Origin of the sequence: Heliomarina baculiformis (genome assembly GCF_019966545.1) — a bacterium.
Lineage (GTDB): Bacteria > Pseudomonadota > Alphaproteobacteria > Rhodobacterales > Rhodobacteraceae > Heliomarina > Heliomarina baculiformis.
In genome coordinates this window covers 376,154-395,580 of record NZ_JAIMIC010000003.1, presented here as the reverse complement: position 1 = coordinate 395,580, position 19,427 = coordinate 376,154, and the positions used below count along the sequence as shown (strand labels likewise).

The following is a 19,427-nucleotide window of genomic DNA, read 5'->3' as shown; positions in this document are numbered from 1 at the left end:
GCCGTCAGCTCAGGCGAGAACCCTGTAGGCCTGTCCCAGGATGCCAAAGGGCATCAGGGGCATGATATGGCCGATCGACCAGATGAAATGGCTGAGCAGCAGGGGAATGTAATACCGGTTGTCGGGCTGGCGCTCTATTTTCAGCTTTCCCGCAAGGAGCAGGGCGAGAACCAGGAAGACCGCCGAGGAAAAGTGAAAGTTCAGCCAGCGCCCCCAGTCGATTCCAAGTACGAAGAGCGGTAGGAAGGGTATGGCCGAAAGCAGGTAGAGCGCCGTCAGCTTGCGCGGTGCATCGGTATGGCGCGCGAAGAACAGGAAACCGACCGAAGACAGGACATAGGCCACCGAGAGTACGGCGATTTTCCCGGCGGTGATTGTCCCTCCGACGATCTCGGAGCTGCTGTGGGTGTCGAATTGCAGCCATTTGATCGAGCCTTGGCAGATCTCGTCGCTCAGGCCGCGTTCCAGCAGGGGCTGGCAGATCTGCTGGAAATCCGCAACCGAGGGATGCGCCTGCGCATACAGGATGGAGCCGAGCGCGGCGACAAGCGCAAGGGCGAGCGGGAGGTAGATGAGCGTCGGGGACAGGGCGGTCTTTCTGACCAGCAGCCACAGGCAGATGGCATAGGACGGAAAGAAGAGCGCCATGCCCTCGTGTCCGATGACGCCCATCGTGAAAAGAAACGTGGATAGCACGATCAGGAAACGCGCCCTGCCGGGGGAGCTGAAGGCGATCAGCAGGCACAGGAAGGCGACATAGATGATCAGTTCCTTGCGGATGCTGGCCCGGGGATCCGCCGCCCAGAAAAACACGAAGAAGGCGGGCGACAGCAGAATGATCCAGATGATCGGCGTGGCCCCGGTGGCCCTGACCGACATCAGGAGAAAGACGAAGAGGGCGATGAGCAGGATCACCTGAATGATCCAGGTGACGAAGAGAGGGCTGGTGCCGAGGATGTCCGAGAGGTGCAGGATCAGATCGCCGATAAAGGCGCGCCGGACGGGTACCAGTTCAGAGTTTATGAGCCAGTCGCCCTGTTTCCATAAGTCGCCGCCATCCTGATAGTTCTGAATGCTCTGCTGCAGGATATAGAGCGCAGCGAGAAGCAGGGATCCGAGGCAGAAAACCGTGAGCGCGCGGGACATGTCGGATTTTTTACCAAGTGCAATCACGGAACGACCCTGTTTCAGTCAAAAGTGGAGAGAGCCGGAGGATTGCTTGGTCTGCATTCCGTGGCTCTCGTTCGAAATATGCGGCAGCAATTCCGGCTATAAGGCACGTTTGGAAATTACCGGGCAAGAGCCTGCCGGGTGTTGGGTGGTTTTGCCCCCGGGACTGCATGTTAATGCGCCATGTCGTCCCGCGTGGCGCTGATCCGGGAAACCGCCTTCGGGGCAGGCTTGAGATTGAGGAAGAAGCGTTCGAAGGTGCGAAAGCTGATATCCGCGATGACGATCGACATCAGGACGAACAGCGGGGTGACGACATAGGGTTCGATCGCGGGGGGCAGACTGAGCCAGGTCGCGATTTCGCTCGCGAAGTGCAGCGCGATCAGGTGATAGAGATAAATCCCGTAGCTGATCTCTCCGACGCGGGAAATGGACCGTTTGCCGAGGATACCTGCCAGCAGGTGATCTTCGCGGATCACCAGCGTGATCAGGCAGAGCGCCATCGTCGAATGCACCAGCAGGTTCGGAAACCCCGTCAGCCGGCCCGGGGTAAGGCTGATCACCAGGACCAGCGCCGCGAAGGCCAAGACAGGCGCAAGCCGCGTGCCGCAGAACCTGTAGAGCATTCTGAAGCCGGCGGCATGGTGCAGGGTAAGAGCCGAGAGCGAGCCGATCAGGATGGCGCTGTAACCGGTTGCGGGCAGGGCCCAGACCGCATGGTCGGTCCGCACCGGTTTCAGGCCGAGCGGCGCGAGAAGCCCGGCGGCAGAGGCCACGCAGAGCGCGATCAGGGCAATCAGGGCGGGGGTGCGCCAGTGCCGGGGCAGAACCAGCAACAGCAGCGGCCACATCAGGTAATACTGCTCTTCGACGGCGAGCGACCATGTCACCGACAGAAGCGGGATATCACCGATCAGGAAATTCGACAGGAAGAGGTAATAATAGGGGACGAGCGGGGCGAGGTGGTCGAGCCCCTTGTACCAGACCCAGTAGGCCGACATGCAGGTCACGATCAGGAAATAGACCGGGATGATGCGGAGGATCCGCCGCAAGTAGAAGCCCCTGAGCGAGAATGTCCCGTCCCTTACCTCTTCTCTCAGGAGCAGCGTGGTGATCAGGAACCCGCTCAGCACGAAAAAGAAATCGACGCCGAGAAATCCGCGGCCCAGCAGTTTGACCGGTTCGTCGAGGCTGCGCAGGATCGGGCTGTGATGCCACAGGACCATGCCGATGCAAAGGAAACGCAACCCGTTCAGGGACCCGAAGAATCTGACTTTCCGGTAGCGTTCATATGCAGCCTGAGGCGTTTCCGGCGGGGCTGTACCCAGATCGACCATTATTACAGTTACCCTACCTCGGTACCGGCTGCAGACTGACAGGCTTGATGTAACGGCCCGTGCGCAAACAACCTGACCGGACAGAGGGTTTCCGCCTGTCCCGGCCCATTATCACGGCTTTCGCCGACAGGTAAACACAGAGCGTGTCCTGAAGAGGGCTTGATGATGTCAACCTGTGGCCAACTGTTCATCATAGGTGCATCAAGTGAAATCCTGCAGCGCGACGGCAAGGGCATCGGCGCTGCGGCTGGCGCCAAAGTGATCCACGATCCGGCTGCGCCCGCAGTGCGACAGGGCAGAGCGCAGTTCACCGTCGCTCATGATGCTGATCATCGCCCCGGCGAGGGCCTCCGGATCTTCGGGCGGCACGAGAAGCCCGTCGCGGCCGCTTTCGATCAGTTCGGGGACACCGCCCGCCGCCGTGCCGACGGTGGGCAGCCCACAGGCCATGGCTTCCATATAGGCAACCCCCAAGGGTTCCGCCCGGCTTGCCAGAACGAAACCGTCGGCCCTGTGAAGCTGCTGCAGGACATCCTTTTGCGTGGTCGCGCCAAGCAGGGTGACCTGCTCTTCCAGTCCCAGTTCGGCCCTCAGCTTTTCCAGCTCGAGCCGGTAGCCCTGTCCGCCCTGCTCATCCTCGCCTGCAATGAAAAGGGAGAGGTCGAGTTCGGGGTGGGTCTGGCGGATATGGGCGAGCGCCCTGAGCAGGACATCGTAGCCCTTGACCCAGTTCAGGCGGGCGCAGCAGAACCATCGGAACGGAGCACTGTCGTCTGAGGAGAGGTCTTCGGGCGGGCTGAAATGATCCGTATCGACCCCCATGGGCACGATCCGGCTGCGCGGGACCGTGTCGGGCATCCGTTCCGCCATTTCCTGTGCCAGCTTGTCGGTGATGATAAAGGCGAAGAGGGCCCGCCGCCACTTGAAATCCTGATAGGGGCCGTAATCGCGCAAGGGCCCATGCAGGACGATACTGTAGGGCAGGTCGTAAAGCAGGTGGCAGAAAGCCGCGATCAGAGCCGAGTTGCCGCAGGAATGGACATGCAGGTGGGATATGCCATTGTCCCGGCAGAGCTGCCCCAGACGGATGGCCATCAGCAGGAACGGCCAGACTCCGGGCGTCAGCAAAAGCCTGCGCGCATCCGGTCTGGACAGGACACGGTGCCCCCGGCTCAGCAATCCCCAGAGCAAGCGCGGCCAGCTGGCCGGAGAGGGCGGGAAAAGATAGGTCGCCTCGGCTTCAGTCGCCCATTCATGCATGACTTTCTGCGACGGTCTGCGCGTCGAGAATATCTGTGTGCGATAGCCGTGGCGGTTCTCCAGCGCCTGTATCTCGCGCCAGAAGAAGGAATGGGTCTGGCTGGGGAATTCGGGGATGAGATAGCCGATCCTGTTTTCGGTTCCCGCCATCGCCGGTTTTCCTTTTCCGTCTGAATACCGGCAGCGATCTGCACCGTCATCCGGGGGAACCTAGGTGGCTGTGAAACGACTGTCTAGCCCCGCCGATTCCATTGCCCTCCGCCTGCGCTTTGCGTGCTTCTCCGGAGGGTGCCTTTGCCTTTTTTCCCGACAGCGGGCCGGGGCCTTCGGGGGGGCGGCAGGCCGTGGAACCGGGTGCATAAAGCCCCAGCATTGACTCGAATCGAGGCGCCGTGAACCCTGAGCCCATTGGAACTGGGGGGTTCGAAAGTGATACGTTTCTTACTTGTGGTGCTGATGGCGCTGCCGTTTTTTACAACAGATGGAAAAGCCGCATCGCTGAGTCTGCTGGCCAGGGCAGAGCTTCAATCAGTTTCCTTTGGTCATGTGCGCTGGGTGACGAATACGGGTCCCCCGATATATGGTGATGAAGGAAAGATTACCGTCACCAGCAATACCAAGCCATTCGGTCTTGATCACGCGCTGCTGGCTCTCTTCGATGTGCCCAACCTGCTGTTTTCATTTGAAGTCGAAACAGATGATACGGATCGTGTCACAAGCTTTGACACCTGCTTGATAGGACAGATCAGCTGCAGACGCTTCGGTGACGGGACGGCCGAAGAAAATGAAGATTACATATTGTTCTCCTGGCTCAATGTATATGCGGACAGCATTATGATGGGGTTCAATTACAACTCAGGAACCGGGGTTCTGGAAACATATCTGGATGCTCCTGTATACAGCAATTACAATGGGTTAACGACAAATGCCCTTGGAGTCGGTGCCAAGTACACTCTGACGGCCCTGCCAGTCCCGGTCCCAGCGAGCTGGCTGCTTCTTCTGTCCACTGTCGCAGGTCTGGCAGGCATCACGATGTCCCGCCGGTCACGGTCCCGTCTCCGTCTTCGACCATGACGGTGACCGCCGTTTCGCTGATCGAAATCGTCAGGTCCTTGGCACCGTTCCCCGCGGCTGTCACTGCGTCAAAGCTGCCCGACACGCTGTCTGCGGCAATCAACGTATAGGTCGCATTGGAAAGCGCCGTCACGTCGAGGTGAAGGGTGCCGCCAAGGACAACCGCACTCGGCAGATCCGGCTCTATCAACCGGTAGGTATTCCCGTCGTCGAAACCGTTCATGCCCGAGACGAATTCGGCAATGCCGCTGAACAGGATTTCGGGGGCGTGCTCGCCGTAATCCACCCGGGCATAGTTCGTCTGAATGCCCTGATGCTCGTCATGCTGGCGGATGCAGTCGCCCGACAGGTCCTCGTTATCGGCGGGCACGCGCTGGATGTCGTCGAGGATCACCATGAAATCGTTTTCGATCCGGTGCTGGGCCTCGCGCACGGTCCCGATGGGGCCATTGGTGCCGCTGAGAACCGTGCCGACCTTCGGAAGGTAATAGCTGGCATAATCCTGCGCCCAGAGCCTGAGGCTTGGCTTGAAGGATGTGGTTGACCCGGCGGCGAGCGTGATCGTCCGCGTCGTCGTGCTGGCCCCGTCAAAGCCCACGTTTGCCCCGCCGTAGACGGTCAGGCTGTTGCCGCTGGCCAGTGTGAAATCGCCCTCGTCGAACACCAGTGCCACGTCGCTGTTCGCGCGCGCCGCAATATCCACGTTTCCGGTGACGACGCCCCTGTTGATGAAACACCCGTCGAACGCGTCGACGCTCAGCCTGTCGTCGCCTGCATAGCCGGGGATCGCGAAGATGCCCGCCTGACAGGGGTGAACCCGGCAATCCCCGATCAGTGTCAGCGTACCGGTCGCCTCGAGAATGCCCGAGGGGATTTCCATCAGGACCTTGCGAAGCGTGACATCGACGAGATCGTTCTGCGGAGTATGGTTCCAGACCATGAACGGTGCGCCGTAGCTATCGACGCTGTCGCCGGCAACATCCCCGGGCAGCCCGTCAAGACCGTCCGCGCTCCAGTCGAGTTCGATATAGGACATGAAGCCCGGCGTGTATTGCCAGTCGTTCGGCCTGAACTGCATTGTCCTGGGCGTTGTGCGCCGGGCGACGTTATTGCCAAGACGCCCCCTGAACCAATCGTTGATTTCCCTGCGTTCTTCCCAGGGCGCGGGCGCGGCCCGCAGACGGGCATGGAAATCGTAGTGGGTCAGGCCCGAGGCGCCTTGTCTGGCGTTCTCGTAAGCCGCGATCGTCGTGCCGTCCAGAATACCTTGGCCAATCCCGTCCACCCGGTAATCGGGGGTGGAACTGTCCCAGTTCGCGAATTGCACGTCGTACTGGGCCGGATCCGGCTGCTGGTTGTTATCCGGGGCTGTGCTCAGGGAACCTGCCTGGCTGAAGGCGCGGGAAACGCTGCCGTTGCCGGGGCTGTAATTGGTGCAGGGCCCGATCGTGTCAGGTCCGGTGAAGCTTGTCGTCAGGCCGGGCCTGTTCGGTTCATGGTTCACGACCGCCACGCGACGCAGGCCGACCCAGATGTCCTGAAGGCTGATGCCATAGCACAGATGCTGGCTCGGCGCGGGCTGCGCTGGAATGAGCGTTCCGTCGGCGTAATATTCGAGCTGCCAGTACTGGTGAAAGCCCCCCATCGTGCAGACGACATCATCCACCATCGACCAGGAATTGGCATTCCCGAGGGCATAGCCGTTACTCTTTCCGGGGTAATAAGGCATGCCCAGATCATCTGACGGATTGCGCAGGTTCTCTCCGTTGCCGATCGAGAACATCGAATTGTTTTCGATTAGCAGCAGGCCCTGAATGATCCCGCCGGACCGGAACTGGGCGCCGCTGAACGCGCCGCGGGAGGCGATGATGTTTCTGAAGTGGGCGTATTGGTAATTGCCCTGCGCATAGATGCAGTGGCTGAAAATGCTCGGGGTCTGCGGATAGTAGAGCCCCGAGACCTCGTCATGGTAGACAAAATCCGCATGATAGCCCTCGTTCCAGCCGGCCATGTCGAGATAGCAGTCCTCCATCAGGAATTCCGTCACCGCTGAGATGTAGTTCGGACCGGTCCTGTCGTTCTGCGCCCGGTCCCAGTTGTTGAGACCGCTGCGCGGGGCGTGCTCGAACCCGTCCGTCAGCTTCATCCGCCGGAAAGTGATGCTGCGCGCGATCGGGTTGGCCTCGACCTGCACCGAGTCGGGTACGCCCCCCGCGTTATACCCGTCGAGCACCATGTAAGTCGCGCCAAAGTCCCACTTCAGAGCCTCTGCGCCCGAGCAATCCTGCAGGACGATGTTGCGCGGACAGCGGCCGATAAAGGGGAGGTTGGCAAAGACCGGATCGGTCCCCTCGCCATAGGCACCGATCAGCATGGGATGCGAGGCGCTGTGTCCCCGCAGCCAGATCCATTTTTGCGCGGGGCTGCCGAGGTCGGCGTCATAGGTCTGCCCGCGCCGGAACATCAGGTGGGGGGACTGTTCGTTTTCCTCCGGCTTGAAGTAATAGCCGTAGAGGGACAGGCCAAAGTCCTCTTTGACGGCGATATCGGGGTGTTCGCCGTATTTGGCGTAAAAGGTGTTCCCCTCGCTGTCGGTCAGCGGGACGGTGGCATTGTTGTTCACGGCCCAGCCCAGTGCCTGCCCGGTCGTGATCCCTTCCTGAGAGGCGATCATCCCGTAGCCATAGCCATTTTCATTGTCGATGAAGATACGCCTCGTGGAGCCATTCGGGCGGACGATGATCCTGTTGTCAGAGTCTGTGCGGGGCTTGTAGAACGCCCCCTTGCCCCAGCCGGCCTTCTTGCGGGCGTTCGCAACATCCACCGCCGCATCGACAAGGCTCAGAACCCCGCCGACGGATTTCTGATACTGAAAGGTGATTTCGCCATTGGGGTCGTATTCCCGCAGATCGAGCGTGATCTTTCCGTCCGGTCGCGCCGCCGCCGTGCCGACAGCGGGCTGCTGCGTGATCACGACATTTTCCGGGGCATCAGCATCTGCGAATACGCCGACCCTGCGCCCGATCATGGAAAATGCCTCCGGGGCGGGCATGACACCGATATTGAAAAAGGCACGTGATTTGGGGCCGACAGAGATCGTGCCGGTCAAGCCGTCGAGTCCAACGAAAGGCATTATGCGATCTCCAGAAGCTGTACGATGGCCGACCACGAATTGGCGGCGTCAATGTTATCCAGGGACATGGCGCGGGGGGCTTCGCCAGTGACGGGTTCGGCCTTGAACAGGGTCGATAACTGGGTGCCGTCCGCAGATGTGGCGAGGGGGCCGTTTTCAACAGCAAGGCCGGTCAGGCTCGCGCCCGCGCCGCCTGCCGGGTTCTGCAGATTGCGCATGATCCCGAGGATGATGCTTCCCGGGGTGCTGTCGGCCGAAAGGTCCAACGCGCCGGTTGCCTTGTTGGTCGCGCCGCTGGCCACCGCGCTGATCGAGCTGTGCCCGGAGACAAGAAAGACCCAACGGGTAAAGCCCGCCCATTCATTTCCCGCCGGTATGACATCCAGATTGACGGAGCCTCCTGCCGAGGCGTCGTAAACCACGCCATAGAGCATCTTGAACCTGTTTTGGGCGGTTCCGTCATTCCCGTAAAACAGCGGCGTCTGGCTTACGCCGTCTATCTTGAGGTCGAGCGGATATTCTCCGCTCCCGTCGATCAGCCGGGCGCCATAGGCATAAAGGATCAGAAGCTCGTCTCCCGGACCCGCCCCTGCGGCATCCAGATCGAGGGTGATAACGTTGTTTCCGGGTCCGATATGGGTGTTGTTGACATGGTTGATCTGCGTCAGCGTGATGGCCTGAGCCGCACCGGGGATGGCGATCGCCGGGGTCTCTGCCGTGGTCGTGCTGCTGCCGTCATTTCCGGTGACGGCGCAGGTCACGTCGCTGCCCTGTTCCGAGGCAGCAATCTCGAAGCTGCTGCCCGTGGCCCCGTCGATATCGGTCCCGTCGGAGCGCCACTGGTAGGAAAAACTCAGCGCCGTGCCGGTCGGGGTATGCCAGAGCCCCTCGTCCACCGTCAGCGTATCGCCGGGTCCGGTCGTGCCGCTGATCATCGGCAGGCCTGCCGCGCCGGCGACGCCAAAGTTGTAGGGGCCCCCCCGGATATCGCCGGCGGTTATGCCGGTATAGGTCGCGTCATAGACACTGCCCACCTCGATGACGATATCGCCAAGGCTTTCGTCATCCGGCACCATCGGGTTGATGTCGATATCGACTTCGCCCCCGGCGGTGGCCTCGATCCGCAGCTTGTAGGCCACTGTGACCGGATCTGCGACGAAGACCCCTGTATTGCCTGCGCTATCCGTGACGGTGACGCTAAAGCCTGCGGTCTCGCCCTCGGCAAGGACGGTCGAGGCATCCGCCGCATCGCCGGAAAAGCTCACCTCGACCGTCGCGATACCGCCCTGCGACGAGGCAAAATTGCCCGGGGACACCATTGCCGCGTAATCGGGAAGATCTGACAGCGACTGCCCTTCGAACAGAGGCTGCACGAGCGGCGTGAGCGTACAGGAGATGCTGGCCCCCGGCGTGATAAGAGAGGGGGCGTTCACCCCGGACAGGACGCAGCCGATTGCGAGACCTGACATCAGAACATCGCCACGATGCCGGTTGCAGACGTACCGGAACTCCATATCCGTTGCACCCGAACCGGAAAGGCGATCCCGGCGGCAAGAAAGAGCGTCTCCGTATCTCCTCCGACGGTTGTCACCCGGACCGTTCCGGACTGGGCGACGTTCAACGCCCGCGACGCATTGGGCAGATCAGCACCGTCATCAGGCGTCACGCCGAAGATATTTTCGGGAGGGCTGTTGATGCTGCTTACATGAGAGCTGAACTTGTCGGCCATTTTACGTCCTCTTCAAGCTTCAGGCGCACGGAAGCGCGCAGACCTGGCGGCCCCGTTCCGTGCTCGATGTCTGGAAAAATTCCGAATGTCGTGAAGCGGACAGTTTTCGACAAAGGTCTTGAAAGCCGGTGAAACCGGCGTGCTTTGCCTTTTCAGGATGCTGAATTGACAGCGCGTGCCGGTTACCGGCCCTTAAGGGCCAAGGTCAGGCAGGCGGAAGGCCTCGGCAGGCTCAGGGATTGGCGGCCAGGCGCACCTGCAGTGCGGCCTCGATCTCCCGGGCGATCCGGGCACCGAAACGCTGTTCGCCCTCGGGCGACCAGTGATCCGTATCCGACCAGAAGAGCCTCTCGCAGTCATAGAAATCCCGACCGAGATCGAGCGAGATAAGGCTCTGTTCCGAAAGATAGGAAATCCCGGCCGCGTCCGCTTCGGCGGCCAGGTAGCTGTCCAGTTCCTGAAAGGCCTCGACCTGTTCGGCGGGCAGGTGGAGACTTTCCGGCCCCTGCGTGCATTCCACCCCCAGCAGAGTGTCCAGCGGGATATGCGGTTCGAGCCGCGGCCCCAGCCAGAGCAAGGGAATCTGCCCGGCAAAGCGGGTCAGCACCGAAAAGGCGCGATCGACTGCCGCCGGGTTGATATGCGCGTCGATCTCTCCGCCATAATCGAAATGGTGCCGGTCGCGGGGCAGGCCATCCTTGTCGAGGAACAGCCAGAACCCGGCCTGCGCATAAACCGCCAGCGCGATACGGTCCGATTGCTCTTCGAGGAACCGCGGCAGCGGCGTGCCGCTGCAGTCGGCACCCAGGATATGGGGCCGGCAATCGCCCTGGCCGAAATGCAGGATGAACGGGTAATCCATATTGGCCAGCAAGCCGTTATAGACATCTCCCGAATGGGAATCCCCGAAGATCACCAGCGCCTTGCCGTGTTGTCCGGCACAGGTTTCGAATTGGCTCTGCATCCCGGTGTCGTAATCGACGGCGGCAAAACGGCAGCTGCCGGGCTCTGAAATCGGTTCATGCGACATTTCCGAGAACCGGGAGATCCGGGCCAGAAGCTCGAGGTTCTGCGGGCTCAGCCGGGACCGGAAGTAATCCCCGTGCAGGCTGGAGGTGCTGAGAAAGGCCCCTGCCGCGAAGACGGCCATCGATCCGACGGCGGCGCCGGTCACAACTTTCCACGCGGCGCCCGGCATATGCCGGACGGGTTGCTCCACGAAACGCCAGCTGAGCCAGGCCAGCGGCAGGGACATGAGGCCAAGCACCACCATGAACCAGACCGGCGGCGTCATCGGGTCCCGGATCCGGGCCAGGGCCAGCAGCGGCTGGTGCCAGAGATAGGCGCTGTAGCTGATCAGCCCGATGCCCACCATCACCCGCGTGGACAACAGCCGCGCCACGGTGGTGCCACCGGAACAGACAAGGATCAGCGCGGTGCCCGCGACCGGAAAGATCGCCCAGAGCGAGGGAAAGGGCGTCTGCTTGTCGAACAGGAAGATGCTGACCATCAGAAGCCCCAGCCCCAGCCAGGCCAGCGCGCTGTTGGGTTTCTCGCCGAAACGCAGAACCGATACCGCGCAGAGCGATCCCACCATCAGCTCCCATGCCCGGCTGGGCAGCAGGTAGAAATTCGCCTCCGGGGCCTGACGCCACAGGATCTCGCTGGTCACCAAGCTGAGCACGAGGATCGCGCAGAGCAGCATGACCGTCCCGCGCGCCGTCCGGCGCCAGAACAGCATCAGCAGCAGCGGGAAAAAGAGGTAATACTGCTCTTCCACGGCCAGGCTCCAGGTGTGCAGCATGGGCTTGGCCTCGGCGGCGGCCGCGAAATAGCCGCTCTCGAGCCAGAACAGGAAATTCGACGAGAACAGGCTGACCGCGGCAAGGCTCTGGGCATAATCCTTGAATTCCGAGGGCAGCATCCATGCCCAGGCAAAGGGCGTGGTCACCGCCATGATCAGCAGCAGGGCAGGCAGGATTCGTCGCGCGCGGCGGGCGTAGAAATCGAGCAGCGAGAATCCCGGTCCGTTCAGCCGCTCGAGAATGATCGTCGTGATCAGGTAACCCGAGATCACAAAGAAGATATCGACCCCGACGAAACCGCCTGAAAAAAAACCGAGCCCGGCATGGAACAAAATGACGGGGACAACGGCGACAGAGCGCAGCCCATCAATTTCAGGACGATATTTCATTCAGACCCGCGCCTCTTGCACCAATTTTTACTCTGGAAATAGTTTCATCACGGCAAACTTGTCGATACCCGGATCTCATATTCCATCACCTGAAAACATCGCCTTATACTACTTCGCTTCCCGCTGCTGCGCCAATACAACAGCCGCTTCCCCCGGTCCGGTCGATGTCCCCGGCCCGCTTTCGCGCCAATTTGCGGCAAATGCGAAACGTCTCGGAGATGTGCAATCTTCTCGGTCCCTGTGTCTTCTGATACCTACCTGGTAAAATTATGCCTCATGGTCGTTCCAAAGCTGGCGCGCAGCGCGTAACTGTCATCAAGATCGTCATCGCGATTTCAGAAACAGGTGAATACAGAATCCGATGTCAATGTACTGGCCCGGCAATCTCACGGAACAAGGCGGCTCAGGCCCTTCTGCGGTGACCGTCAACGTCCCCTCGGAACAGGCCCTGCTCAGCGACCTGCGCGACCGGATGGAACAGGGCCGCGGCTTCAGCATCGCCACGCTCAACCTCGATCATATCGTCAAGCTGACCCGGCAGGACGATTTCGCCCGGGCTTATGCAGAGCACACCCATGTGACGGCGGATGGCAATCCGATCGTATGGCTTTCGCGACTGGCCGGAGACCGGATCGCGCTGCTGCCCGGCTCGGACCTGATCGATCCGATCGCAAAGCTCGCGGCCGAACTCGGCGTTTCCGTGGCCCTTTTCGGGTCGACCACAGAGGCCCTCGACGCCGCAGCGCAGGGCCTGCAAAAGAACCACCCCGGCCTGACCGTCGCGACCACCCTTGCCCCGCCGATGGGTTTCGATCCCACGGGGGAAGAGGCCGATGCCTTCATCGAGGCGCTGAACGCCTCCGGCGCCGGGCTCTGCTTCTTGGCGCTCGGGGCGCCCAAACAGGAAATCTTTGCCGCCCATGCACAGGCCCGCCTGCCGCATATGGGTTTCATGTCGATCGGGGCGGGGCTGGATTTCATCGCCGGGCACCAGCGTCGCGCCCCGAAGATCGTCCGCCGTTTCGCGGCCGAATGGCTCTGGCGGCTGTCGCTCGACCCTGGCCGTCTTTTCAAACGCTACGCGGCCTGTATCGCGGTCCTGCCCGGCCTCTGCGTCACCGCCCTCCAGGTCCGCCTCGGTAGGGGCAGGCAGCGATGACCGGTCGGGGTTCACAGCCGCGCAACGGGACAGAACCCGCATGATCCCGCCGTTAACCGTCGTTCTGGCATGGCCGCTGATCGCCATCTCCTTCTTCCGCTCGATGAGCCTGCCCGTGGCCGTGAGCTGGTGTTTCATCGGCGGCTATCTCTTCCTGCCCGAGCGCGGATCGATCGACCTGCCTGGCCTGCCGGAAATCGGCAAGGATTCGATGCCCAGCCTGGTCGCCGTCGCGGCCATCCTGATCCTCCAGCCCCTTATCTCGAAGAAGGGCGGCAATACGGTGCTCGGCGGCTGGCTGCCGGGCAACAGGCTGATCGCGGTTCTGCTCATCGGGCTGCTTGTCAGCTCCATGCTGACGGTGGTGTTCAACCAGGACCCCATCGTGGCAGAGAACGTCTTTCTGCCGGCGCTGAGCCTTTATGACAGCCTCTCGACGCTGCTCAATGCCTGCATCGCGGTCCTGCCCTTTCTTGTCGCCCGCCGCCATCTGGCAGCACCGGAACAGCACAGGGACCTGCTGCGCGTCCTGTGCACCGCCGGGTTGATCTATACCCTGCCGATCATCTTCGAAATCATCATGTCGCCCAAGCTCAGCCTGATGATCTACGGGTTCTTTCCGCACAGTTTTCTTCAACATGTCCGCGCCGGTGGCTACCGCCCCGTCGTGTTCCTGCATCACGGCCTGTGGCTTGCCATTTTCATGGCCGGTACCGTGCTTGCCGCCTTCGCCCTCTACCGGGCCCAGAAAGATGTGCGCAAGGGAACCTATTTCCTCGCCGCGCTCTGGCTGCTTTTCATCCTGTTCATGTGCCGGTCGCTGGGCGCCTTCGCGATCACGCTGATCATCCTGCCCGTCATCCTGTTCTGCAACTCGCGCATCCAGGTTGTCTTTGCCGCCGTCATCGCCGGTGTCATCCTCTTGTACCCGTCCCTGCGGGGGGCAGGTATCATCCCGGTCGATCAGGTGAACAATCTTGCCGCCTCGATCAGCGAAGAACGCTCGGCTTCCTTCCGCTATCGTCTCACCAACGAGGAAATCCTGCTGGAAAAGGCGAACAAGCGTCCCTTCTTCGGCTGGGGGGGCTGGGGCCGCAGCCTGATCTACGATGAAGAAGGAAGAATGACGAGCACGGCGGACGGGATGTGGGTGATCGTCATCGGCCGGGACGGCTGGGTCGGTTACATATGCCGGTTCGGACTGTTCTGCGCCCCGATCATCCTTCTGGCCCTGCGACGAAGGAAATATACCCTGCATCCCGAAACCGCCGGGCTGGGGCTGATCATGGTCGCCTATATGATCGACCTGATCCCGAATGCGAGCCTGACGCCAATGACATGGCTGATTGCAGGGGCCCTTGCGGGGCGGCTTGAACTGACCAACAGCGATCTCGCCTCGGCCCCAACAGAGGATGGCGAGGAAGAGAATGTGGAAAGGGTGCGCTATTCCCGCTTCCCACCAAAAGCCGCCACGGTCGGTCACGTGCGCCAGCGGGAGCAAGCGGTGCAGCATTCCCGCACCCAGCCGAGAGAAAGCCGGCATGGTTCCTGAAACCGGGACGGAGAGCGGCAGGCAGGAAACCGGCCTGTCCATTGGCGTGGTCATCATCGGCCGCAACGAAGGCCAGCGCCTGCTGGACGGGCTGGCGGCGCTGCCGCCCGGCCTTTCCCCGGTCGTCTACGTGGATTCGGGCTCGACCGATGGCAGTCCCGAGGCCGCCCGCGCCGCCGGGGCCGAGGTCGTCTCGCTAGACATGAGCATCCCCTTCACGGCCGCACGGGCGCGCAACAGCGGGCTCGAGCAGCTCGCCGGACGCGCCGACCCGCCCGATCTCGTGCAGTTCATCGACGGGGATTGCAGCCTGCGCGAGGGCTGGATCGAGACTGCCCGCGATTTTCTGTTCGACCAACCCCGGGTTGCCGCCGTCTGCGGGCGGCGACGCGAACGCTTCCCCGAGGCCTCTCTCTACAACCGTCTCACCGATCTCGAATGGGACACCCCCGTGGGCGAGGCCCGCTCTTGCGGTGGCGATGTCCTGATGCGTTTCGATGCCGTCGAGGCGGTCGGGCGCTACAACCCGGACCTGATCGCGGGCGAAGAGCCGGAACTCTGCGTGCGCCTGCGCCAGGCCGGCTGGAAGATATGGCGGCTGGATGCCGAGATGACATGGCACGATGCGGCGATGACCCGGTTCGGCCAGTGGTGGAAACGGACGCGCCGGGCAGGCCATGCCTTTGCCGAGGGCGCCGCGATGCATGGCGCGCGCCCCGAACGCCACAACGTCGCTGCGCTGCGCCGAGCGCTGATCTGGGGCGCGGCCCTGCCGCTTGCCCTGCTGCTCGGGGCGATGATCACCCCCTGGGCATTGCTGTTGGCGCTGCTCTGGCCGCTCAAGATCCTGCGCCTGATCGCGCGCGGCCACGATGCGCAGCACGCGTTCTTCCTGACGCTGGGCAACATCCCCGAGGCAATCGGGGCCTTCACCTATGGCTGGAGACGACTCGCCGGCGAACGGTCACGGCTGATCGAATACAAGTGACCGGCGCGGCGTCGTTCAGCTGCCTTCCCTGTCCAGCACGGCAAGCAGGCGATCCGTCGCATCCTCCCAGCGATTCTGCGAAGCGGTCCGAAAAGCCGCGTCCGACCACGTCTTCCATGTCTCCGGGTCCATCTCCATGAAATCGAGCATCGCCCGGCAAAAGGCCTCGGGCCTGTGGTCAAGGATCAGCCCGTTCAGCCCATCGATCAGGTCGGGCGCGGCCCCGGCATCGGTGGCAAGCACCGGCGTCCGGCAGGCCATGGCCTCGAGGATCGGCAGGCCGAACCCCTCCGTACGGGTCGGGAAAAGCCACAGGTCGCAGGCCGCGTAAAGCGCGGGAATATCCGCCTGATCGGGGGCTTCGTGATAGGAAATCCAGTCCGGCAGCGGCAGGGCCCCGGACACGGGAAGCGCGCCAAAGGCCAGAACCTTGAAATCCTCTCTTTCCGCCCGCAGCTGTTTCAGCGCCTCGACCGCCAGCGCGATGTTCTTCCGCTCGGCCGCCGTATAGAGGAAACCAATGGTAAAAGTCTGGTTGCGCGCCCGCTCCGGCACCCGGAAATGCTCCAGATCCACCGCGTTGGGCACCACCTCGATCTCGCCGTGTACCTCATGGTTCTGCCGTATCGCATCCCGGATATAGCTCGATACGGCGATCTTTTGCAGATCCATCGCAAAAGTGGCGGCCACACGCGCGCGGGGCTGGTTCTCGAAGACCTCGTAATCCTGCAACAGATAGAATTTCCGGCCTTTCGACGGCGGCAGGGCGTTCACCCATTCCGCCGTTTCCCACCATGTCGCGATGACCACGTCCCCGTCCGGCACATCCGCGACACCAATCTGCTCCAAAGGCGTCACCACGTGGCGCTCTCCGAGAAAGTCCAGCAGCGGCGTCTGGGCGGGCGGCTCCCACCTGCGCCTGCGCCCCAGCAACACCCTGAGATGGTACATGAGCCCGCGGGGCGCCTGCGCGGCGGTAGAGATCACCGTCACTTCGTGGCCGCGCTCATGCAGGGCACGGGCATAGGTCGCCACCACCCGCACCCCCCCGGTCAGACCCGCGAAAGGCAAAACAAAGGTCACGCGCATCGGTTCTGGCTCCCCGCTCAAACCTTGGTCACCCGGTCCAGCGGCAGGTTGCGCCGGGCCATGGCGTTCCTCGTATCGACGATCGGACAGTCGAGCCCGGTCAGGGCCGCGTAATCTATCGCGTCGTGATCGGTCGCGATCAGCACCGCCGCAAAGCGCCCAGGCGCAAGGGTCGCCGGATCGGTGGCGGCCCGGTCTTCGTACTGGCCGTATTCGCGCATCGGCGGGATCACCGGCACATGCGGGTCTATAAAGGCTACTTTCGCCCCCGCCTCATCAAGCAGCTGCATCAGTCTCATCGCCGGGCTTTCGCGCATGTCGCCCACGTTCTTCTTGTAGGCCACCCCCACCAGCAAAATCTCGGCCCCGTTCAGCCCGCGACCGCTGTCCCGGTCGACGACCGCCCGCAGCCGGTCGATGACGTGATGCGGCATCTGCGTATTGATCTCGCCCGCCAGTTCGATGAACCGGGTCGGCACGTCGAAACCACGTGCTTTCCACGAAAGATAGAAGGGATCGATCGGGATACAGTGCCCGCCCAGACCCGGACCGGGATAGAAGGGCATGTAGCCAAAGGGTTTCGTCGCCGCCCCATCGATCACCTCCCAGATATCGATGCCCATCGCGTCGTAGACAAGCTTCAGCTCGTTCACGAGGGCGATATTGACCGATCGGAATATGTTCTCGGTGATCTTCACCGCCTCGGCGACACGGGTGCCGGACACCCGCACCACCTTGTCCACCACCCGCCCATAGAACGCCTCGGCCAGCGCGCCCGCTTCGGGGCTCGCCCCGGCCACGATCTTGGGGATCGAGCGGGTGTTGAAAGCGGTATTTCCCGGATCCTCACGCTCGGGCGAAAAGGCGATGAAAAGCTCGTCGCCGGGGATCAGCCCGCTGGTGGCGAGGATCGGCGCCAGTACCTCTTCGGTGGTGCCGGGATAGGTGGTGGATTCCAGCACCACTAGCGTACCGGGACGAATATGGCGGGCAATCGTCTCGGCGGTGGATTCCACATAGGACAGGTCCGGGGCTCGGTGTTCGTCCAGCGGCGTCGGCACGCAGATCACGATGACCTGGCAGTCGGAGAGCCGGGTGAAATCTCGTGTCGCCGTCACCCCGGACTCGACCAGCGCCGCATCCGGGACCGCATCGATATAGCTGCGCCCCGCCTCGATTTTCTCGATCTTGGAGGGATCGACATCGAACCCCGTCACCGGAAAGCCGCCCCGCGCCGCCGCCACCGCCAATGGCAGCCCGACATAGCCAAGGCCGATCACCCCCACCCGGGCTGCCCCTGTCTCGATTGCCTCTTTCAGCCTCATCTGCCGCCCTTCCATATCACTTCCTGCCCGGTGCGCCCGCCACCTGTCTAGAACAGCCTCAAGATATCCGCCCAGTGCCACCAGCAGGCCAGCCCGTTCAGCACCATGCCAAGGCTGAACAGGATCGCGTCCCCCTTTGGGTCCCAGCTTTCATAACGGTTCAGGAAATAGGCCTGCAGCGGGATGACCAGGAAATTGGCCAAGAATGTCGCCAGCAGCACCCCGGCAATACCCAGCCAGAGCACCCCCAGCACCATCAGACCGGTCTGCAGCAGCGCCGTGCTGGTCATCGTCGTGAAATGCGCCCGTGAATCTCCCGCCGCCAAAAGCGCGGCACCGCTGCCCAGCATGATCAGCCGCGGCACGAGACAGACATTGAGCAGCACGATGATCGGGCCGGCCAGCGCATAGCGGCTGTCGTAAAGCAGGTCGATCAGCGCGATCCCGGCACAGGCCAGGAAAAAGCTGCAGGACAACGCCCCGAGGGTCACGATCCGCCGGGCCCGGAAGATCTTTGTCCGGTTCGCGGCGTTCCCGGCAATCGGGTTGCTGCGGTAAAGCGGCATCATGATCGCGCCGCTGACCGCCACGCCAAGCAGGATCGGCAGCGATCCGAACATGTAGCCGATGCTGTAAACACCCAGTTCTGCGGTAGAAATCTGCGCGCCAAGGATGATGCGGTCGCTCTGGTCGATCAGAAAGCTGAACCCGGTGGCCAGCAGGATGAACTTGCCGAAAGTGATCAGCTCGCGCCCCGCCTCGCGTTCCCAGGCAAACCAGTTGCCCCGCCCGGGCAGGGCGATGAAACGCGCGCCCACCGTGATGAAAATGCCGATCAGCCCGCCGATGACCAGTGCCCAGACCGAAGGCCAGACCCAGGCGATGGCCACGGTGATCAGGATCTGGATGAACTGGGTCGACAGATTGATCCAGGTGACACGCCCCAGCAGCAGGTGCCGGTTGGCGGTCGCGACCTTGGTTGGAGAAAAACCGTCGATCAATACGCTGAGCGCCGCCACCGGCAGGATCATCATCAGCGCGGGTTCATCGTAGATCAGCGCCGCTGGCCAGGCCAGCAGGCAGGCCGCAAGCCAGATCACGAACCCCCGCCCGATCTGCAGCGTCCAGGCCGTATCCAGGTAGATGTCCTCGTCCCCGCGCGGGCTGCGCACGATCGAGGTCTTCACGCCCGTGTCGGAAAACATCTTCAGGCCGATCAGGAACACGTTCGCCAGCGCCATCAGACCGAATATTTCCGGCGTCAGCAGACGCGCGAGCACGAGGTTGGAGGCCAGCCGCAGGCCATTGGTGCCCACAGTGGCAATAACGGTCATCCCGGTGCCGCGCAGCGCGCGCGCCTTCATGCCCTGGCCGGTCAGCCACGAAGGGGTCCGCATCACGATCCCACCCCGTAATA

14 protein-coding genes are annotated in these 19,427 nt (G+C 62.3%); 4 read left to right on the top strand and 10 right to left on the bottom strand.

All coding sequences use genetic code 11. The features are described from left to right. Nucleotides 1-9 precede the first annotated feature (9 nt). From MF268_RS08955 to epsE, 3 genes are all read right to left on the bottom strand, one after another. Nucleotides 10-1,146 carry a hypothetical protein gene (locus tag MF268_RS08955; RefSeq protein ID WP_238370525.1) on the bottom strand — a complete coding sequence of 379 codons (1,137 nt, stop codon included), beginning with the start codon at nucleotides 1,144-1,146 and terminating at the stop codon, nucleotides 10-12. Nucleotides 1,147-1,343: 197 nt separating this feature from the next. Further along, nucleotides 1,344-2,507, bottom strand: a complete 1,164-nt coding sequence (locus tag MF268_RS08950; RefSeq protein WP_238370524.1) for an acyltransferase family protein — start codon at nucleotides 2,505-2,507, stop codon at nucleotides 1,344-1,346. A 201-nt stretch (nucleotides 2,508-2,708) separates the two neighbouring features. Continuing rightward, a complete protein-coding gene (gene epsE / locus MF268_RS08945) occupies nucleotides 2,709-3,917 on the bottom strand; it encodes an exopolysaccharide biosynthesis GT4 family glycosyltransferase EpsE (RefSeq protein WP_238370523.1) in 1,209 nt (402 codons plus the stop codon). Between the two features lie 279 nt (nucleotides 3,918-4,196). Here epsE and MF268_RS08940 point away from each other — a divergent pair, with 279 nt between their 5' ends. Beyond that, complete coding sequence (locus MF268_RS08940; protein WP_238370522.1) at nucleotides 4,197-4,841, top strand: hypothetical protein; 645 nt, start codon at nucleotides 4,197-4,199, stop codon at nucleotides 4,839-4,841. Here MF268_RS08940 and MF268_RS08935 read toward each other — a convergent pair. The 4 genes from MF268_RS08935 to MF268_RS08920 all read right to left on the bottom strand — a co-directional run bounded on the left by MF268_RS08935 (nucleotide 4,795) and on the right by MF268_RS08920 (nucleotide 11,897). Beyond that, nucleotides 4,795-7,974 carry a hypothetical protein gene (locus tag MF268_RS08935; protein WP_238370521.1) on the bottom strand — a complete coding sequence of 1,060 codons (3,180 nt, stop codon included), beginning with the start codon at nucleotides 7,972-7,974 and terminating at the stop codon, nucleotides 4,795-4,797. The two genes, MF268_RS08940 and MF268_RS08935, sit on opposite strands and share 47 nt — an antisense overlap. Then, entirely contained in the window at nucleotides 7,974-9,443 is a 1,470-nt protein-coding gene (locus MF268_RS08930) for a hypothetical protein (RefSeq protein ID WP_238370520.1), read from the bottom strand. Before MF268_RS08930 ends, MF268_RS08935 begins: the two co-directional genes overlap by 1 nt. Then, on the bottom strand, nucleotides 9,443-9,703 hold the full coding sequence (locus MF268_RS08925) for a spike base protein, RCAP_Rcc01079 family (RefSeq protein WP_238370519.1): 261 nt from the start codon (nucleotides 9,701-9,703) through the stop codon (nucleotides 9,443-9,445). Before MF268_RS08925 ends, MF268_RS08930 begins: the two co-directional genes overlap by 1 nt. 232 nt (nucleotides 9,704-9,935) lie before the next feature. Continuing rightward, nucleotides 9,936-11,897, bottom strand: a complete 1,962-nt coding sequence (locus tag MF268_RS08920; RefSeq protein ID WP_238370518.1) for an acyltransferase family protein — start codon at nucleotides 11,895-11,897, stop codon at nucleotides 9,936-9,938. Between the two features lie 418 nt (nucleotides 11,898-12,315). Here MF268_RS08920 and MF268_RS08915 point away from each other — a divergent pair, with 418 nt between their 5' ends. The 3 genes from MF268_RS08915 to MF268_RS08905 are packed head-to-tail and all read left to right on the top strand — an operon-like array spanning nucleotide 12,316 to nucleotide 15,596. Beyond that, nucleotides 12,316-13,056: a WecB/TagA/CpsF family glycosyltransferase gene (locus tag MF268_RS08915; RefSeq protein ID WP_238370517.1), complete on the top strand. Its 741-nt coding sequence runs from the start codon at nucleotides 12,316-12,318 to the stop codon at nucleotides 13,054-13,056. Between the two features lie 40 nt (nucleotides 13,057-13,096). Beyond that, nucleotides 13,097-14,608: a hypothetical protein gene (locus MF268_RS08910; protein ID WP_238370516.1), complete on the top strand. Its 1,512-nt coding sequence runs from the start codon at nucleotides 13,097-13,099 to the stop codon at nucleotides 14,606-14,608. Further along, a complete protein-coding gene (locus MF268_RS08905; RefSeq protein ID WP_238370515.1) occupies nucleotides 14,598-15,596 on the top strand; it encodes a glycosyltransferase family 2 protein in 999 nt (332 codons plus the stop codon). The genes MF268_RS08910 and MF268_RS08905 overlap by 11 nt, the downstream gene beginning before the upstream one ends. 15 nt (nucleotides 15,597-15,611) lie before the next feature. Here MF268_RS08905 and MF268_RS08900 read toward each other — a convergent pair whose 3' ends face one another. From MF268_RS08900 to MF268_RS08890, 3 genes are read right to left on the bottom strand one after another with little or no spacing between them, the layout of a single operon-like run. Further along, nucleotides 15,612-16,685 (bottom strand): glycosyltransferase family 4 protein, encoded by a 1,074-nt coding sequence (locus MF268_RS08900; RefSeq protein WP_238370514.1) that lies wholly within the window; start codon nucleotides 16,683-16,685, stop codon nucleotides 15,612-15,614. A gap of 17 nt (nucleotides 16,686-16,702) precedes the next feature. After that, nucleotides 16,703-18,025 (bottom strand): nucleotide sugar dehydrogenase, encoded by a 1,323-nt coding sequence (locus MF268_RS08895; RefSeq protein ID WP_238370513.1) that lies wholly within the window; start codon nucleotides 18,023-18,025, stop codon nucleotides 16,703-16,705. 32 nt (nucleotides 18,026-18,057) lie between these two features. Then, entirely contained in the window at nucleotides 18,058-19,407 is a 1,350-nt protein-coding gene (locus MF268_RS08890; protein ID WP_238370512.1) for an oligosaccharide flippase family protein, read from the bottom strand. Nucleotides 19,408-19,427 lie beyond the last annotated feature (20 nt).

Bases quoted from the DNA above. Each gene is read 5' to 3' on its own strand.
- MF268_RS08950 (WP_238370524.1), bottom strand. From the start codon at position 2,507: ATGGTCGATCTGGGTACAGCCCCGCCGGAAACGCCTCAGGCTGCATAT.
- MF268_RS08925 (WP_238370519.1), bottom strand. From the start codon at position 9,703: ATGGCCGACAAGTTCAGCTCTCATGTAAGCAGCATCAACAGCCCTCCC.
- epsE (WP_238370523.1), bottom strand. From the start codon at position 3,917: ATGGCGGGAACCGAAAACAGGATCGGCTATCTCATCCCCGAATTCCCC.
- MF268_RS08935 (WP_238370521.1), bottom strand. From the start codon at position 7,974: ATGCCTTTCGTTGGACTCGACGGCTTGACCGGCACGATCTCTGTCGGC.
- MF268_RS08905 (WP_238370515.1), top strand. From the start codon at position 14,598: ATGGTTCCTGAAACCGGGACGGAGAGCGGCAGGCAGGAAACCGGCCTG.
- MF268_RS08920 (WP_238370518.1), bottom strand. From the start codon at position 11,897: ATGAAATATCGTCCTGAAATTGATGGGCTGCGCTCTGTCGCCGTTGTC.
- MF268_RS08900 (WP_238370514.1), bottom strand. From the start codon at position 16,685: ATGCGCGTGACCTTTGTTTTGCCTTTCGCGGGTCTGACCGGGGGGGTG.
- MF268_RS08910 (WP_238370516.1), top strand. From the start codon at position 13,097: ATGATCCCGCCGTTAACCGTCGTTCTGGCATGGCCGCTGATCGCCATC.
- MF268_RS08930 (WP_238370520.1), bottom strand. From the start codon at position 9,443: ATGTCAGGTCTCGCAATCGGCTGCGTCCTGTCCGGGGTGAACGCCCCC.
- MF268_RS08895 (WP_238370513.1), bottom strand. From the start codon at position 18,025: ATGGAAGGGCGGCAGATGAGGCTGAAAGAGGCAATCGAGACAGGGGCA.
- MF268_RS08890 (WP_238370512.1), bottom strand. From the start codon at position 19,407: ATGCGGACCCCTTCGTGGCTGACCGGCCAGGGCATGAAGGCGCGCGCG.
- MF268_RS08955 (WP_238370525.1), bottom strand. From the start codon at position 1,146: ATGTCCCGCGCGCTCACGGTTTTCTGCCTCGGATCCCTGCTTCTCGCT.